14 protein-coding genes are annotated in these 16,706 nt (G+C 68.6%); 6 read left to right on the forward strand and 8 right to left on the reverse strand.

Annotated elements, in window-relative coordinates; genetic code table 11:
- Nucleotides 1–103: 103 nt before the first annotated feature.
- Together ACFW0G_RS10350 and ACFW0G_RS10355 are read right to left on the reverse strand one after the other, a co-directional pair.
- On the reverse strand, nucleotides 104–2,401 hold the full coding sequence (locus ACFW0G_RS10350) for an ATP-binding cassette domain-containing protein (RefSeq protein ID WP_378324754.1): 2,298 nt from the start codon (nucleotides 2,399–2,401) through the stop codon (nucleotides 104–106).
- A 158-nt stretch (nucleotides 2,402–2,559) separates the two neighbouring features.
- Nucleotides 2,560–3,777, reverse strand: coding sequence for a methyltransferase domain-containing protein (locus ACFW0G_RS10355; RefSeq protein WP_378324649.1), 1,218 nt, complete (start codon nucleotides 3,775–3,777; stop codon nucleotides 2,560–2,562).
- Between the two features lie 174 nt (nucleotides 3,778–3,951).
- Here ACFW0G_RS10355 and ACFW0G_RS10360 point away from each other — a divergent pair, with 174 nt between their 5' ends.
- Complete coding sequence (locus ACFW0G_RS10360; RefSeq protein WP_378324650.1) at nucleotides 3,952–5,061, forward strand: DegT/DnrJ/EryC1/StrS family aminotransferase; 1,110 nt, start codon at nucleotides 3,952–3,954, stop codon at nucleotides 5,059–5,061.
- Nucleotides 5,062–5,113: 52 nt separating this feature from the next.
- Here the strand turns inward: ACFW0G_RS10360 and ACFW0G_RS10365 are convergent, their stop codons facing one another.
- From ACFW0G_RS10365 to fabG, 3 genes are read right to left on the reverse strand one after another with little or no spacing between them, the layout of a single operon-like run.
- Nucleotides 5,114–5,422 (reverse strand): muconolactone Delta-isomerase family protein, encoded by a 309-nt coding sequence (locus ACFW0G_RS10365; RefSeq protein ID WP_378324651.1) that lies wholly within the window; start codon nucleotides 5,420–5,422, stop codon nucleotides 5,114–5,116.
- A gap of 13 nt (nucleotides 5,423–5,435) precedes the next feature.
- The gene (locus tag ACFW0G_RS10370) at nucleotides 5,436–6,383 is read right to left on the reverse strand and encodes an aromatase/cyclase (protein ID WP_378324652.1); all 948 of its coding nucleotides are present in this window, start codon (nucleotides 6,381–6,383) and stop codon (nucleotides 5,436–5,438) included.
- Between the two features lie 25 nt (nucleotides 6,384–6,408).
- Complete coding sequence (gene fabG / locus ACFW0G_RS10375; protein ID WP_378324653.1) at nucleotides 6,409–7,185, reverse strand: 3-oxoacyl-ACP reductase FabG; 777 nt, start codon at nucleotides 7,183–7,185, stop codon at nucleotides 6,409–6,411.
- Nucleotides 7,186–7,414: 229 nt separating this feature from the next.
- Here fabG and ACFW0G_RS10380 point away from each other — a divergent pair, with 229 nt between their 5' ends.
- The 4 genes from ACFW0G_RS10380 to ACFW0G_RS10395 are packed head-to-tail and all read left to right on the forward strand — an operon-like array spanning nucleotide 7,415 to nucleotide 11,735.
- Complete coding sequence (locus ACFW0G_RS10380; RefSeq protein WP_378324654.1) at nucleotides 7,415–8,491, forward strand: P450-derived glycosyltransferase activator; 1,077 nt, start codon at nucleotides 7,415–7,417, stop codon at nucleotides 8,489–8,491.
- A 12-nt stretch (nucleotides 8,492–8,503) separates the two neighbouring features.
- Nucleotides 8,504–9,796, forward strand: coding sequence for an activator-dependent family glycosyltransferase (locus ACFW0G_RS10385; protein ID WP_378324655.1), 1,293 nt, complete (start codon nucleotides 8,504–8,506; stop codon nucleotides 9,794–9,796).
- 14 nt (nucleotides 9,797–9,810) lie between these two features.
- The gene (locus tag ACFW0G_RS10390) at nucleotides 9,811–10,557 is read left to right on the forward strand and encodes a class I SAM-dependent DNA methyltransferase (protein ID WP_378324656.1); all 747 of its coding nucleotides are present in this window, start codon (nucleotides 9,811–9,813) and stop codon (nucleotides 10,555–10,557) included.
- Entirely contained in the window at nucleotides 10,554–11,735 is a 1,182-nt protein-coding gene (locus ACFW0G_RS10395; protein ID WP_378324658.1) for a cytochrome P450, read from the forward strand. Before ACFW0G_RS10390 ends, ACFW0G_RS10395 begins: the two co-directional genes overlap by 4 nt.
- Nucleotides 11,736–11,797: 62 nt before the next feature.
- On the opposite strand, the gene ACFW0G_RS10400 is transcribed toward ACFW0G_RS10395, so the two are convergent.
- The 3 genes from ACFW0G_RS10400 to ACFW0G_RS10410 all read right to left on the reverse strand — a co-directional run bounded on the left by ACFW0G_RS10400 (nucleotide 11,798) and on the right by ACFW0G_RS10410 (nucleotide 15,344).
- Nucleotides 11,798–12,649: an ABC transporter permease gene (locus tag ACFW0G_RS10400; protein WP_378324659.1), complete on the reverse strand. Its 852-nt coding sequence runs from the start codon at nucleotides 12,647–12,649 to the stop codon at nucleotides 11,798–11,800.
- Nucleotides 12,646–13,617 carry an ATP-binding cassette domain-containing protein gene (locus ACFW0G_RS10405; RefSeq protein WP_378324660.1) on the reverse strand — a complete coding sequence of 324 codons (972 nt, stop codon included), beginning with the start codon at nucleotides 13,615–13,617 and terminating at the stop codon, nucleotides 12,646–12,648. Before ACFW0G_RS10405 ends, ACFW0G_RS10400 begins: the two co-directional genes overlap by 4 nt.
- A 449-nt stretch (nucleotides 13,618–14,066) precedes the next feature.
- Nucleotides 14,067–15,344, reverse strand: coding sequence for an activator-dependent family glycosyltransferase (locus tag ACFW0G_RS10410; RefSeq protein WP_378324661.1), 1,278 nt, complete (start codon nucleotides 15,342–15,344; stop codon nucleotides 14,067–14,069).
- A gap of 203 nt (nucleotides 15,345–15,547) precedes the next feature.
- Between ACFW0G_RS10410 and ACFW0G_RS10415 the strand changes: the two genes are divergently transcribed.
- Nucleotides 15,548–16,693, forward strand: a complete 1,146-nt coding sequence (locus tag ACFW0G_RS10415) for an acyltransferase family protein (protein WP_378324662.1) — start codon at nucleotides 15,548–15,550, stop codon at nucleotides 16,691–16,693.
- Nucleotides 16,694–16,706 lie beyond the last annotated feature (13 nt).

Raw genomic sequence — 16,706 nt, forward strand, 5'->3', positions numbered from 1 at the left:
ATTGGGTGTTTGCCTTTTTCCGGCCGCCGCCCCCGTCCCCCCCTTTTCTTCCCGCGGGCGGGCCGCCGTGACGACAGAGACGTGGTCGGTACCTCCGGGGAGGCTATCCGGCGTGCCCCACTGCCTCGCCGTCCTGACGGCGGGTGACGTCGACGCGCTCACGCAGGTACCGGCCGGTGACGGATTCCGCGCAGTGCGCCAGTTCCGCCGGCGTGCCCTCGAACACGACCCGGCCACCGTCGCGGCCGGCGCCGGGGCCGAGATCGATGACCCAGTCCGCCCGGGAGATCACGTCCAGGCTGTGCTCGATCACGATCACCGTGCTGCCGTTGTCCACCAGCCGTTCCAGGATCCCGATCAGGTTGTCGATGTCGTTCATGTGCAGTCCGGTGCAGGGCTCGTCGAGCACGTAGATCCGGGCCGTGCTGCCGAGTTCGCTGGCGAGCTTGAGACGCTGCCGTTCGCCGCCCGACAGTGTGCTGATCGGCTGCCACAGCGTGAGGTAGCCGAGGCCGACGTCGTCCAGTGCGCGCAGGGTCCGCCGGATCGCGGGTTCGGTGAAGAACTCGATCGCCTCGACCACCGAAAGCCGGAGGACTTCGGCGATGTTCAGGCCGCGCAGGGTGTACCGCAGCACGTCGGCGACAAACCGCCTGCCTTCACACGTTTCGCACGTGCTCACCACCGGGTCCAGGTGCGCCAGATCGGTGTAGATCAGCCCCAGTCCCTGGCAATCCGGGCAGGCGCCCTTCGAGTTCGCGCTGAAGAGCGCCGCGCTGACCTTGTTGGCCGAGGCGAACGCGCGGCGGATGCCGTCCAGTATCCCGGTGAAGCTCGCCGGGTTGGACCGTTTCGAGCCGCGGCTGACGTTCTGGTCGATGGCGATCGCGTCCGGGTAGTGCCGGGGAAGACAGCCCTGGATCAAGGAGCTCTTTCCCGCGCCCGCGACCCCGGTGACCACCGTGAGCACACCCTGCGGGATCTCGACACTGACATCGCGGAGGTTATGCAGGGTCGCGTCCTCGATGCGGAGCTTCCCGGTCGGCACCCGCGGCCTCGTCTTGATCTCCTGATGCCTGCCGAGGTGGTTCCCGGTGAGCGTACCCGAAGCACGTAGGCCCGGATAACCGCCCTGGTAGACGATCTCACCACCGGCCCGCCCCGCGCCCGGCCCCATGTCGACGACGTGGTCGGCGAGGGCGATCACCTCGGGCTTGTGCTCCACCACGAGCACCGTGTTCCCCTTGTCCCGCAGGCGCCGCAGCAGCTCGTTGAGCCGGTGGACGTCTTGCGGATGCAGGCCGACGCTCGGCTCGTCGAACACGTAGGTCATCTCGGTCAGGCTGGATCCGAGGTGCCGCACCATCTTCACCCGCTGCGATTCACCGCCCGACAGGCTCGCACTCTCGCGGTCCAAGCTGAGGTAGCCGAGCCCGATGCGGGTGAGATCGTCCAGGCGTTCGGTCAGCGCCGACACCATCGGGGCGAGCGTGGGCACGTCGATCGCCCGCACGAAATCGGCGAGATCGCTCACCTCCATGGCGGCGCATTCGGCGATGTTCTTCCCGTTCACCAGGCTCGCCAGCGCCTCCTTGGCGAGTCTGCTGCCCCCGCATTCCACGCAGGCCGTGGTGGTGACCACCCGCGTGTAGTCGGCCCGCAGATGTGCCTGTAACTGGTCGACGCCCTTGGCGATGTAGAGCCGCCGGAACTTGGGGAGCAGGCCCTCGTAGGTGATGTTGTAAGTGCCTCCGCCGAAGTCCGTCTTGATTTTCTCACCGGTCGCGTTGAGCAGCTTGTCCCACTCTTCCTCGGTGTATTCTCGCAGCTTCTTGTCATTGTCGAAGAACCCGGACCCGACGACGAGTCCCCAGTTCCCGGAGTCGACCGCGAAGGTGGGGAAATCGATGGCTCCCTCGTTCAGCGACTTACTCCTGTCCACCAGCTCGTCGACGTCGACGACGGAGACGATCCCGAGCCCTCCGCAGCTCTGGCACATTCCCTGGGGGTCGTTGAAGGAAAACGCGCCGGCCCCACCGGCGGCCGGCCGCCCGAGCCGGGAGTACAGCAGCCGGAGCATGGTGTACGCGTCGGTCACCGTACCGACGGTGGACCGCGAGTTCCCGCCGAGCCGCTTCTGGTCCACGATGATCGCCGCCGACAGGTTCGTCAGCGAGTCCGCCTCCGGTTGCCCGTAGTGCGGCAGCAGCGATCGGACGAAGGTGGGAAAGGTCTCGTTGATCAGCCGCTGTGACTCGGCGGCGATGGTACCGAATACCAAGGAGGACTTTCCCGATCCCGAAACGCCGGTGAAGACCGTTATCTTCCGTTTCGGTATGTCCACGGAGATGTTCTTGAGATTGTTTTCGCGCGCGCCACGAATCTCGATGTTTCCGTAAATTTTCCTGCTCCGTTCTACGTCCCGTACAGCGGCGGCGCACCGGCCGCCACGCGGCGGCCCGGCCACCCTGCCGACCGCCTCAACGTACCGGCTCGCAAAAAAATCCGCCTATGGAAAATTTCCGGATGGAGACGGCGCGGACCGCCATCGAAATGACGTCAGACGATCTCGACCCGCGGAACGTAGCGGATCCACCGGCCGCCTGACTCCCGGAAAGCCTGCTCCTTGGCCATGATTTCGTCGGCGTGGTTCCAGGCGAAGAGCAGCGCGTAGTCCGGGTAGGGATCGGCGAAGGCCGCGGGCGGGCGGACCGGGAGATGTGCCCCCGGTGTCAGCCTGCCCTGTTTGGCGGGAGTGGTGTCGCAGACGTAGGAGACCAGGTCCGGCCCGATGCCACAGTAGTTGGCGACGGTGGCGCTCTTGGCCGTCGCCCCGTAGGCGGCCACCGACCGGCCCTCGGCGCGGAGGCGGGTCAGCAGCGCGAGCAGGTCGTCGCGGACCCGCTCGACCGCGCGCGCGAAACGGCCCAGCGTCCCACGCTCGGCGAGCCGCTTGCCGAACTCCTCGGCCAGCAGCTCCGCCACCGCGGGGCTCGGCACCCGCTCCCCCTTGCGGGCGACGGTGTACCGGACCTCGCCGCCGTGCACGGCAAGCCGCTCCACGTCCACCAGCTCGAACCCGAACCGCCGTGCCATGGCACGCACCGAATGCGCGGTGAAGAAATAGAAATGCTCGTCGTAGATCTGGTCGAACGAGACGCGTTCGACGATGTCGCCGAGGTACGGGTCCTCGAAGACGAACACTCCGGCGTTCGCCAGCACCGCGTCCAGTCCGCGAAAGATCGACTCGACGTACGGGATGTGGCACATCGTGTTCGCGGCGTAGACGACGTCGGCGAGCCCCTCGGCGGTCCGGATCTCGATAGCGGTCGCCTCCTCGAAGAACGCGGTACGCACCCGCACGCCCTCCGCTCGCGCGAGCTCGGCCACGCCCCCGGACGGCTCGACGCCGAGATGCCGCACCCCGGCCTGGCCGATCACCTTGAGCATGACCCCGTCGTTGCAGCCGAGCTCGATGATGAACGGGTCCGCGCCGGTCAGCTCGGTGTTCAGGAACCGCTGGGCGGTCGCGGCGAAGTGCTTGCCCATCACCGCCGACCCCGAGGACCGGTACGGGTACCGTTCGTGGAACATCCGCTCACGAGGGACCTCTTCGACCAGCTGCACCATCGTGCAGTCCGCGCAGCTGCCCACCGCGAGACGGAAGAAGAACTCGGGCTCCTCCGAACCCGGTTCCCGGAACGCGTCGGAAAGAGGCTGACGCCCGAAGTCCAGGAATTCGGTGACCACGCCACCGCAGACACGACAATCGACCATGTCCGCACCGTAGGGTCGTCGATCACCAAGAACCCTAGAACTTCGGTGGAACCCCGTCCTCGCCCGGGTTCGAGCCGATCCCGACCATCCTTCGACGCGATGCCGACACTGACCCGAGCAGCCCGCGCTTGGCTCGGTGGGACCCACGGAGAACCGGGAGACAAGGCGGCATCCATGACCACTCTTGTGTGGGACTATCTGCCCGAGTACGAGAAGGAGCGGGACGACATCCTGGACGCCGTCCAGCAGGTGTTCGGCTCAGGCCGGCTCGTCCTCGGCAAGAGCGTGCGGGGCTTCGAGGAGCGGTTCGCGGCCTATCACGGCGCCGCGCACTGCGTCGGCGTCGACAACGGCACCAACGCCGTCAAGCTCGCGTTGCAGGCGCTCGGAATCGGGCCGGGCGACGAGGTGATCACCGTGTCGAACACGGCGGCACCGACGGTGGTGGCCATCGACGCGGTCGGCGCGACCCCCGTGTTCGTCGACGTCCGCGCGGACGACTACCTGATGGACGTCAGCGAGGTCGAAGTCGCCATCACCGCGCGGACCCGGTGCCTGCTGCCGGTGCACCTCTACGGCCAGTGCGTCGAAATGCGTGTGCTGGAGGAACTCGCCGCACGCTACGGGCTGGCGCTGCTGGAGGACTGCGCTCAGGCGCACGGCGCACGCCACCGGGGCCGCATCGCCGGCTCCATGGGCGACGCGGCCGCGTACTCCTTCTACCCGACCAAGGTGCTCGGCGCCTACGGGGACGGCGGCGCGGTCGTCACGTCCGACGACGAGGTCGCGGCCGGCCTGCGGCGGCTGCGCTACTACGGGATGGAGGAGCAGTACTACGTCGTCACCACGCCGGGTCACAACAGCAGACTCGACGAACTGCACGCCGAAATCCTGCTGCGCAAGCTCGGCAGGCTCGACGAGTACATCGCCGGGCGGCGAGCCGTGGCCAGGCGCTACGCCGAGGGCCTCGGCGACACCGGTTTGGTCCTGCCCCGGGTCGCCGAGGGCAATGAGCACGTCTACTACGTCTACGTGGTGCGTCACCCGCGGCGCGACCACATCATCGAGGCGCTCAAGTCCTACGACATCTCGCTGAACATCAGCTATCCCTGGCCGGTGCACACGATGTCGGGTTTCGCGCACCTCGGCTACCGGAAGGGTGCCCTGCCGGTCACGGAGCAGCTGGCCGGCGAGATCTTCTCGCTGCCGATGTACCCGTCACTGTCGGAGGACGTCCAGGACAAGGTGATCGACGCGCTGCGCGAGGTGCTCGCGACGTGCTGAGCCGCACAGCCTCGGCAAGGCTGTGCGGCCCAGTGGCGGAACGTCCTGCCGGTCAGCCGGCGGACGTTCCGCCTTCGAACGCCACGGGGTCGAACGCGCCGGGTTCGGCCAGCGGGATCACCTCGAAGCTCAGATGCGGGCTGAGCGGGTTGTCGTACAGCGCCGACAGCAGCTGTTCGTGCGAATCGACCCGATAGATGTTGAGGCCGCCTGCCGCGCCGACCCGGATCCAGCTGTGCACGATGACGCCCTTGTCCACCAGGTTCCTGGTGTACCGGAAGCCTTCCGGCAGGCGGCGGCGGAAGGTGTCGGCGTCGAGCCCGGTCGGGGCCTGCGTCGCGAGGACGGCGAACAATGCCATGTGGTCGTCTCCTTCAGCCGCGCCGTGCTTCGGCGTAGTCCTTGGCGAATCCGATGGTGGTCAGGCTGTTGGTGCTCAACGCCTTCCGGACGAACACCCTGGCGTCCTCGACACCGGCGCCGTCGCCGAGGATCTTCGTGATATTGGCCGGATCGAGCACCACGGTGTGCTGGGAGGTCACGAGGACGCCGCCGGCGGTCCCGGTCAGCAGCCACTGCCCGGTGTGCAGCGTCATCAGCGCGGGCACGACGATCTGCTTGTAGACGATCCTGCTGTGCGGGAAGCACACCCGGACCGACTTCGTCGTGTGCACCGAGCCGTCGCTCGTCCGGGTGTCCATCTCCAGCAGTTGCAGGCCGGGAGTGTTCTCCCGCAGGGAAACCTTCGCGACGTGGGGCAGCCGCTCCGCCCAGCGGCCGGCCTCGTTGATGAAGTCGTAGACGTCCTTCGCGGCCCCTTCGACCTCGACAGCGTCCTCAAAGGACAGAAGCAGCCGGTCACCGCCCGCCGCGAGCTCGGCGTTCTTCTTGAGCGCGGCGAGCTCCGACACGCTGTTGCGGTCGACAGCACGGTCGATCCACGCCAGGCTTTCCGGATCGTCGCCGACCGCGCGGTAGTCGTGGGTCAGCCGGACGCGGGATTCGGTGGCGGAGCGGGGTTCGACGTGCCAGGCGCCGCCCATGGTGGCGACCGGCGGCTGGGACACCTCCTGGCGGAACCCGATCCGCAATGCCGCCGCGTCCAGCGTGCGAAGCGAGGTCCACGTCTTCGCCTCGCCGTTGGCGGTCGCCCAGATCCTGATCCGCTCGCTGGTTCCGTCCAGCGCGGTACGGTCGACGTACACCGTCGGCGGGAAGAGCTGGGGCCATTTCCGCACGTCCGCGATGAGATCGTAGACGACCTTCGCCGGTGCGGACACGACGATCTCGTGTTCCACTTCGCGAACTGTGGGCTGCGACATAACCTCTCCTTCTCGTTCGAATCCGTCAGAAAGTGCCGAGCCCGCCACAGACATTGATCGCCTGCGCCGTGATGGAGGCGGCCGTGTCCGAAACCAGGTAGCCCACGAGCCCCGCGACCTCCTCCGGGGTGCTGTAGCGTCCGAGCGGGATTTTCGCCTGGAACCGTTCGAGGATCTCCTCCTCGGAACTGTTCCACGCGGCGGCGTAGCCCTGCCGCACCCGCTGGGCCATCGGCGTCTCGACGTAGCCGGGGCACACCGCGTTCACCGTGATCCCGGTCTTCGCGAGCTCGTTGCCCAGTGCCTTGGTGAACCCGACCACGCCGTGCTTGGACGCCGAATACGGCGCGCCGAGGACCACACCCTGTTTTCCCGCCGTCGAAGCGATGTTGACGACCCGCCCGCGCGACTTCTCCCGCATGCCGCCGGTGGTCAGCACCTCGCGCGTCATCCTGAACACGCTGTGGAGGTTCGTTTCCATGACATCGAGCCAGAGTTCGTCGGCGATCTCCGCGGTGACCCCTCCCCCGCTCCGTCCGGCGTTGTTCACCAGCACGTCGACGCCGCCCCACCGCTCCACCGCCGCGGTGACGAACGCCCGGATGTCCGCCGGTGAGCGGACGTCACAGGGGACACCGGCGGCCTGACATCCCGATTCCCGCAGTTCTTTCACCGTGTATTCCACTTTCGCCGCGTCACGCGCGCACAGAAACACCTTCGTCCCATCGGCGGCGAGTGTCCGCGCCACCGCGAGTCCTATTCCGCTGGTCGCGCCGGTGACGAGTGCGACTCGGTCCGTCATGCTTCCTCCCCGGAAGAAATGATGTGATGTCAGGCGAAAAAAGCGGCCGACGGCCTCCAGGAGGCTACCCGGGAATTCCCCAGCGTTCCTTGAGACCCACTATGATCGCGGTAGAACCGCGTACCGACCGGAATCCCGTACGGACTTCAAGTGAACTTCTAAGTCGCGTCACTAGCGTCGTTCCGGCAACGCCGGGCACGTCGTCCGGTAATCGGGAAAGGACTTCGGCATGCCGGTGGACAGTGGGCTCGGGCGCCGTCTGCAGCTCATCCAGGGACTGCACTGGCTGTACGGCGCGAACGGCGATCCGTACGCCACTTTGCTCCGCGGCTTCGACGACGATCTCCGACCGGTGCACGAAGAACTGCGTCGGCGCGGCGTGCTCTGGCCCGCCAAGACCGGGACGTGGGTAACCGCGAGCCACGCCGTCGGCGGCGAACTGCTCGGGCATCCCGGCCTCGGCACCCGGGCCGCCCGGAACGGCCCGGCCGTCCAGCGGATCATGACCTGGGACCAGGATCTCACCACCGGCGACGCGGGCCCGCTGCCCGGCGCGGACCTGGTGCGCCAGGCCTGCGCCGAGGCGTTCGGCAGGCTCGGCGGAGCGTTCGACCTGGCCGAAGTGGCGCACCGGGTCCCCGTCGAAGTCCTCGCACGGGTCCACGGGCTCACCGCTGCGCAGCGGGAAAAGCTGGTGCCGCTGTGCGCCGACGTCACGATCGCGCTGGACAGCCTGTTGTGCCCGCAGCGCCTCGAACCGGTCGGCCGGCTTCTCGACGCACTCGACGGCCTCCGCGCCTTGCTCGGCGAGGGCTCCCCCGCGTTGCCGCACGCCGTGCTGGGCGTGCGGCTGTCCGCGGATCTGTTCACCGGCGCCGTGTCCGCGCTGCTGGAAACACCCGGTGAATGGGCGAAACTCCAAGCCACGCCGCGGCGGGCGGAGGCGATCGTCCGGGAAACACTGCGGTACCGGCCGCCCGTGCACATCCACACGGCTTTCGCGCTGGCCGACCTCGACGTCGCGGGGCAGGCGATCCCGGCGGGCGGCCAGGTCGCCGTTGTGCTCAGCGCGGCGAACCGCGACCCGGCGGTCTTCCCCGAGCCGGACCGCTTCGACCCGGACCGGGCGGGAACACCCGCGCTCGCCACGGGTTCGTGGCTGCCGCTGGCCCGCCTCCACGCCGAAACCGCGCTGATCGCGCTGGCGGCCCGGTTCCCCCGCATGCGCGCCGACGGCAGCCCGTCGCGGCGGGGCCGCGCGCCGGTGACCAGAGGCCTGCTCCGCCTGCCGGTGCGCGCCGACTGAAACGGAACCGCGATGAAAGTGATGTTCACCTGCTTCGCACACAACACCCACTACTACGCCGTGGTACCGATGGCCTGGGCACTGCGCGCCGCCGGGCACGAGGTCCGGATCGTCAGCCAGGCCGACCTGACCGACACCATCGCCCGCTCGGGGCTGACGGCGGTGCCGGTCAGCCCGCCCGGCTGGGCCGCGACCGACCCCGCCTCGCCCGAGCTGTTCGAGCAGATCTACCGGGCGGGCACGAGTCACGTCCAGCACTTCGACTTCACCGGCCGCGACAGTCTACAGTGGACCTGGGAGCACTTGCTCGGCGTGGAGCACGTCATGGTCGCCGCGCTGTACGCCTCGATGAACAACGATCGGATGATCGAGGGATCCGTGGCGTTCGCCAGGAGCTGGCAACCCGACCTGGTCATCGCCGAGACGTACACCTTCGCCGGCGCGGTCGCCGCGCGGTCCGTCGGCGCGGCACACGCCCGTCTGGTGTGGGGGCCGGACAACGCCGTACGGGCCCGCCAAGCGTTCCTGGCCGCGGCGGCCCGGCAACCGGACGCACACCGCGAGGACCCGACCGCCGACTGGCTGACCGGCGTGCTCGCCAGGTATGGCCGCGAGTTCGACGAAACAGTCCTCACCGGACAGTGGACCATCGACACGACACCGCCGAGCGGGCGCCTCGACACCGGCCTGCGCACCGTCGGTGTCCGCTACGTTCCGTACAACGGGCCCTCGGCCGTGCCGGGCTTCCTGCGCGAGCCCTCGTCACGCCGCCGTGTCTGCCTCACTTTCGGCCTCACCGAACGGGAAGCGGGCCGGGGCGTCACCTCGATGGCCGACATCCTGGAGGCGGTCGCCGACCTGGACGCCGAGTTCGTCGCGACCCTCGACGCCACCCAGCTGGCCGACGTGACCCGCGTACCGGACAACGTCCGCGTGGCGGAGTTCGTGCCGCTCAACGATCTGCTGCCGACCTGCTCGGCGATCGTGCACCAGGGCGGCTGCGGAACCCGGTCCACCGCCGAGTTGCACGGCGTCCCGCAGCTCATCCTGACCGACGGCTGGGACACCGAGCTCAAGGGGGAACACCTGGAGCGCGTCGGCGCCGGACTGGCTCTGCCGATGGCCGCGCTGACCGCGGACGGGCTGCGCAGCCGGGTGGCCAGGCTGCTGGACGAGCCGTCGTTCGCGGCCGGCGCCGAGGCGCTGCGCCAGGAAGTGCTGGCCGAACCGGCACCCAACGAGGTCGTGCCGCTCATCGAGAAGCTGACCGCGGCACACCGCGACCGCGCCGCCGTCCACGCCTGATCCGGGGAAAAGCCATGTACCAGAACGATTTCGCCGAGATCTACGATCACATCCATGCCCACCGCGGCAAGGACTACGCCGCCGAGGCCGCCGAACTGGCCGCGCTGGTCAGGGCCCGCATGCCGCAGGCGGCCTCCGTCCTGGACGTCGCCTGCGGCACCGGTGGGCACCTGAAGCCGCTCGCGGAACTGTTCGGTTCCACCGCCGGCCTCGAACTGTCCGAGGACATGATCGCCATCGCCCGACGCAGGGTGCCGGAAATCCCGCTGTCCCAAGGAGACATGCGCGACTTCCGGCTTGACGGCTCGTTCGACGCGGTCACCTGCATGTTCAGCTCCATCGGCTACCTGCGTACGCCTGCCGAACTCGGCCGCACGCTCCGCTGTTTCGCCCGCCACCTCACCGCCGGTGGCGTCGTGGTGATCGAACCGTGGGTCTTCCCGGAAACCTTCGTCCCCGGCTACGTGGCCTCGGACCTCGTCCGCCTCGACGGCCGCGCCATCACCCGGATCTCCCACTCCGTCCGCGAGGGTGACGTGACCAGGATGGACGTTCACTACCTCGACGCGGGCCCGGCCGGGATCCGGCACCTGACCGACACCCATCGGCTCAGCCTGTTCAGCCGCGCCGACTACGAGACGGCCTTCGCCCGCGCGGGCTGTTCCGCCGAGTACGTCGTCACCGAACGGTTCCCTCGCGGCCTGTTCGTCGGCGTACGCACCGCCGCCCCTGCCACCGACGACCGAGGAGCCCAGCGATGACCGCGCCCGCCACCGGCGACGACCAGCTCACCTGGTTCGAAACCATGCGCCGGACGGAGCCGGTGAGCCATGACGAGGCCGAGGACGTGTGGCACGTCTTCGGGCACGCCGACGTAGCCCGCGTCCTCACCGACCCCGCCACGTTCTCCAGCGACATCAGGGAGCTCCTGCCGCCGCCGGAGTACGCGACCTCGTTCAACAACAAGGGAAACTTCCTGCTGATGGATCCGCCCGAGCACCGGCAGCTGCGCGGCCTGGTCAACCAGGCCTTCACCCCGCGGCTGGTCGCGAGCCTCGCACCGCGGATCACCAAAGTCACCGGCGACCTGCTCGACCAGGTCGCGGGGCGGGACACCTTCGACATCGTCGAGGCCGTGGCGATCCCGATGCCGGTGATCGTCATCGCCGAACTGCTCGGCCTGCCCAGCGCGGACCACCGGCTGTTCCGGAGCTGGGGCGAGATCATCGTCGAGTACGGCTTCGAATCGCTGCCGTCGGAGGAGAACATCGCCAAGATGAACCCGACGCTGCGTGACATGGAGACCTATCTGCTGGAGCGCGTCCGCCGAAGCCGGGCCCACCCGGCGGACGACATCATCAGCGGGCTGATCGCGGCGGAGACGGAAGGCCGCAGGCTGGACGACGAAGACATCGTGGGCTTCGCGACGCTGCTGCTGCTCGGCGGGCACGTCACCACGACATCGTTGCTGGGCAACGCTATCCAGTGCTTCGACGAGTTCCGCGAAGCCACCGGCGAACTGCGCGCGGAACCAGGCCTGATGCCGACCGCCGTCGAAGAGGTGCTGCGGTACCGGCCGCCGTTCACGCTGTCCGAACGCATCAGCACGCGGGTCTCCGAGGTCGGTGGCAGGGAGATTCCCGCGGGCGCGCGGGTGACCACCTGGATCCGGTCCGCGAACCGGGACGAAGGCGTTTTCGAAGCTCCGTCCGGATTCGACATCCGGCGGCATCCGAATCCGCACCTCGGCTTCGGCCGCGGCATCCACTTCTGCGTCGGCGCCCCGCTCGCGCGGCTCGAAGCCGACATCGCGTTGCGGGAGATCCTCCGCCGCTACCGCGAGATCGCGGTGAACCGCGACAAGCCCCTCGAGTACTTCTCGGCGGCGAGCAGCATCAGCGCCGCGAAACGGCTGGACGTCGACGTCGTCGCGAGCTGAGCGACAGCACGCGACAACGGCCCGGCGACACCGGTATCGCCGGGCCGTTCTTCGCGCGATGCCTAGACGTTCTTCTTCTTGTGGTAGAGGAACATCGTGAGCGGCGCGAAGATCCCGACGAGGATCGCGGTCGAGAGCGCGACGAGGCCGATCTGCCCCGCCGTCACCGTGCCGTGCAGCAACCCGCGCGCCGCGGTCGAGACGTGACTGATCGGGTTGACGTCGACGACGGCCCCGATCCAGCCGGGCATGGTCGCGGAACTGACGAAGATGTTGCTGCAGAAGACCAGCGCCATCAGCAGCATGCTGGCGGACTGGACGGACTCCGGGCTGCGTACCGTGAGCCCGAGCGCGGTGAACACCCAGGCGAACGCGAAGGCGAACACCAGGATGAGCGCGAACGCCAGCAGCACCCCGCCGATCCCGGCGTCCGGGCGGAAGCCGAGGAGCAGGCCGAGGCCGGTCGTGAGGACCAGCGCGAGCAGGTACCGCCCCAGGTCGGTGATCATCGTGCCGATCAGGCTCGCCGGCTGCCAGAACGGCATGGTGCGGAACCGTTCGAAGATGCCCTTGGAGATGTCGCGGGCGATGGCGGTGCCGGTGTGCGTCGTGAGCATGACCGCGGTCATGACCAGGACACCGGGGACGAAGTACTGCAGGTAGTTGTCGACCGATCCGGCGAACGCGCCGCCGAAGAGGTAGTTGAAGATCAGCAGGAAGATCACCGGCATCATCAGCAGGTCGATCAGCTGCTCCACCGCGGTGTGCTTCAGCTTCACCGCGGCCCGCCACGCGAGGGTGAACGAGGCGGACAGGCCGTTGGGGCGGGTGGGCCGTTCGTCGGCGGCGAGCACGGATGCGAGCTGGCGCTCGAGCGGCACCGCGGGGCTGACTCCGGCGTTGGTCGTGGTCACGCTGCGTCCTCCGTTGCGGCTGGTTCGGTGGGGTGCCCGGTCAGTGCGAGGAAGACCTCGTCGAGACTGGGCTGGCCGAGGGCGAAGTTGGCGACTCCGATGCCGGCGGTGGCCAGCGCGCTCAGCGCCTTGCCGACCAGTTCGGGGTCGGACGCGGCGACGGTGAGCCCCACCGGGTCGCCGTCCAGGTGCACCGAAGCGCCGAGAAGCCGGCCGAGCAGCTCCTCGGCGGCACCGCGCTGCGCCGGATCGTGGAGCCGGACGTGGACCGCGCCCGAGCCGACGGACGCCTTGAGGTCGCCGGGAGTTCCCTCGGCGATGACGCGGCCCTGGTCGATCACCGCGATCCGGTCGGCGAGCTGGTCGGCCTCGTCGAGGTACTGCGTCGTCAGCAGAACCGTGGTCCCGCGTGCCACGACCGTGCGAACGATGTCCCACACCTGGCTGCGGCTGCGCGGGTCGAGCCCGGTGGTCGGCTCGTCGAGGAAGATCAGCTCCGGGGTACTGATGATGCTCGCCGCGATGTCGAGACGGCGGCGCATCCCGCCGGAGTAGGTGGTGGCCCGGCGGCCACCGGCCTCGGCCAGACCGAACGCCGCCAGCAGATCGGCCGCCCGCTTCCTGGCCGCCGGCCGCGAGTAGCCGAGCAGCCGTGCCAGCAGGAGAAGGTTCTCCTCACCGGTCAGGTCGTCGTCGATCGAGGCGAACTGGCCGGTGAGGCTCACCAGGCCGCGCACCGTCTCCGCCTCCCGCGTCACGTCGTGCCCGAACACCCGCGCGGTGCCGCCGTCCGGGCGCAGCTGCGTCGCCAGCATCCGGATGGTCGTCGTCTTCCCCGCGCCGTTCGGCCCGAGCACGCCGTAGACCGAACCCGCGGGCACCGACAGGTCCAGTTTGTCCACGGCCCGCGCGCTGCCATATTCCTTGACGAGACCCTCGGCCTCGATCGCGAGACTGGAATTCACCATCGTTCCCCTCCCATACCGGCAGAACCGGCTACTCGTCCCGTTTTTTCGCGCACGACTGCCAACACCATCACCATTCTTGAAGTCCATCACTCGTCAGGGAGGAAATTCGGGCGGATCTCGAGTTCCGGAAGGAAGGCTACCGAACTTCGCCGGACGCCGCCTATGAAAAATCACGAAACGGTAACGGCGCTGCTGTTGACAGGGTTCCGCCCTGCTCCGACGCTATCCGGCCCACGTTCGCGCCGCCACAGTCAATAGCGCTATAGCCCTATTCCGGTGTCGTGAACGCTCCGCCGAGGACGACGAGTGCCGCTCCAGACGGCGAACAGCCGTCACAATCCCGCGAACACGACACCGAAATCGCGGACCGGCGGAAAGCCGCATCGGAGAAGATCACCGATCCGCGACGCGGTGTCCGAGAAACCCGGCCCATTCCCGCGCGAGTCCTTTCAGGACACGGAACGGTGCTCTTCGGTGAGTTTTTCGAGCACGGGAACGATGTCACGTGGGCTCGCCTCGGCCAGCATTTCCGCGCGGACGCGTCGCGCGTTCTCCAGGAACGAAGGGTCCGTCACCACCCGGGTGATCGCGTCGCGCAGGACTTCGGCGCCCGGCTCCGCGACGCTGAGCCCCGCGCCCGTCTTCTCGACGAGTTCCGCGCTCACCTCGGTGATGGACGTCTGGCCGAAGACGACCTGCGGCACCGCGTGCAGCTGGGCCGAGGTCAGCGTGCCGGGGCCACCGTGGTGCACGATCGCCGCACAGGTCGGCAGCAGGTCGTTGAGCGGCACGAAGCCGGCCAGCCGGAACTTCCCCGGCAGTTCGGGCAGCACGTCGAGCAGCGCCGGGTCTTCGGTCAGGACGACCTCCACATCGAGGTCCGCGGTGGCCGTCACGAGCGCGGAGATCAGCTCCGCGGGTTCCTCGACCGCGCCGCTCAGCCCCAGTGAAACGCACACCCTGCGCTTCGACGGCGGGACGCGGAGCCAGTCCGGGACGGCGCCAGGCCCGTTGTACGGCACGTACCGCATCCCGACCGTGCGCACGCCGACCGCCAGCCTGCTGCCCGGCGGCGTCGGGTCGATGGTCCACTGCCCGGTCAGGATCTCCTCGTCGAAGTGCTGCCCGAACCGCGCCAGTGTCCGCTCCAGCCATTCGGCGGTCGGGTCCTCCCGCAGCTCCGCCTGCCGGAACGCCTGTGCGCGCAGGAACTCCTGGCGTACCCGCACGGTCGCGTCCGGCGCGTACACCAGCCGGGCGTGTGCCGCGCCGGTCACCCGCGCGGCGATCGCGCCGGCGAAGGTGAACGGCTCCCAGACCACCAGATCCGGCCGCCAGCCCCGTGCGAAGTCCACCAGATCGTCGACGACCGGGTCGCTGTTGATCACCGACAGCAGCGCGGGTGTCTGGATGTGCTCCAGGCTCAGCAGTCTCTCGTCCGACCACTGTGTCCGGTCGTTCCCGGTCAGGTCGAACAGGTACACGTACATCGACCCGTCCTCGTGGAGCGCTTCGAGCAGCTCCGCCGAATCGAGATCGTCCACAGGGGACTCGGCCTCCGGACGGCCGACGGGCACCGCGGTGAGACCGCTGCCGGTGATGACGTCGGTCAGGTCCGGCTGGCTGGCGACCCGTACCTCGTGCCCCGCGGTGCGCAGCGCCCACGCCAGCGGCACCATCGGGTAGAAGTGAGTGGGATAGGGCAACGTGGCGAACAGCACCTTCATGCGCGCTCTCTTCTCTCACCGGTCGACGGCGCTCGCACACCCGAAACTAGGGCCGTCGCCATGCAGGTTCACTCGAACCGCGCTCAAGGTCACCTACCGAGTCACTACCGATCCAGCTTCGAGTACGGCTTTACCCGGCTGCTGCACCGTCCGAGTGAAAGCGTTTTCCTCTTCGCCTCACACAGAGCAACCGGAAGGCAGCCATGGCCATCACGAACCAGTTCGAACTGGATGAACCCGCCGCCGTGGCAGGCGGGCGCCTGCCCTCCCTCACCGGGATGCGCTGGCTGGCGGCGGCCATGGTGTTCGCCGTCCACGCCGCGGCACAGCCCGGGATCCTGCCCGAGGGAAGGGTTTCCGAGACGCTCACCTTCGTTGTCGGCATGGGCGGCTACGTCGGTGTTTCGTTCTTCTTCGTACTGAGCGGGTTCGTGCTGACCTGGTCGATGCGGGCAGGCGACACCGCCCGGCGCTTCTGGCGCCGCCGGTTCTTCAAGATCTACCCGAACCATCTGGTGACGTTCCTGGTCGCGATCGCGATGGTGCTGGCGGGCACGCAGATCAACTGGACGGGTGCCGGGCTCACCGGGGTCGTGCCGAACCTCCTGCTGGTGCACGCGTGGTCGCCCGATCCCGCGGTTTCCTTCGGTGTCAACGACGTCAGCTGGTCGCTCTCGGTCGAAGCGTTGTTCTACCTGAGCTTCCCGCTGCTGATCGCCGGGATCGGGCGCATCGGCACGCACCGGCTGTGGTACTGGACGGGCGGGGTGATCGTCGCCGTCTTCTGCGTGCCGCTGCTCGCCCGGCTGCTGCCCGCGGAGCCGCAGTTGCCGTGGGAGCCGATGCCGGCGTGGCAGTACTGGTTCGTCTACGTCTTCCCGGTGACGCGCATGCTGGAGTTCGCGCTCGGTATCCTGCTCGCCAGGATCGTGCGCGCCGGCATCTGGCCGTCCGTTCCCCGCTGGGCCGCCGCGTCCGCCTTCGCCGCCGGCTATACGGCCGCGTTGTTCGCGCCGGGCAACTTCGGGATCGTCGCCCCGACCGTGATCCCGCTCGCGCTGCTCATCCCCGCCGCCGCGGTCGCCGACGTCGCGGGCAGGCGCTCGTTCCTGGCCCGGCCGGTGATGGTGTGGCTCGGCAACATCTCGTTCGCCTTCTATCTCCTGCACGAACTCGTCCTCAAGGGCATGTACCGCCTCGCCGGGACGGAGCACCGGCCGACGGCGTTGTCCGCGGTGTCGATGGTCGCGCTCGCTCTCGCGGTGACCGTCCTGCTTTCCTGGCTGCTGTTCGCCTTCGTCGAGACACCGGTGCTGCGCAGGTTCGGCCGTGCACGGCGGCTCCGCTGACGGCGGGACGGGG

Origin of the sequence: Amycolatopsis sp. NPDC058986, assembly GCF_042741125.1 — a bacterium.
Classification (GTDB): Bacteria; Actinomycetota; Actinomycetes; order Mycobacteriales; family Pseudonocardiaceae; genus Amycolatopsis.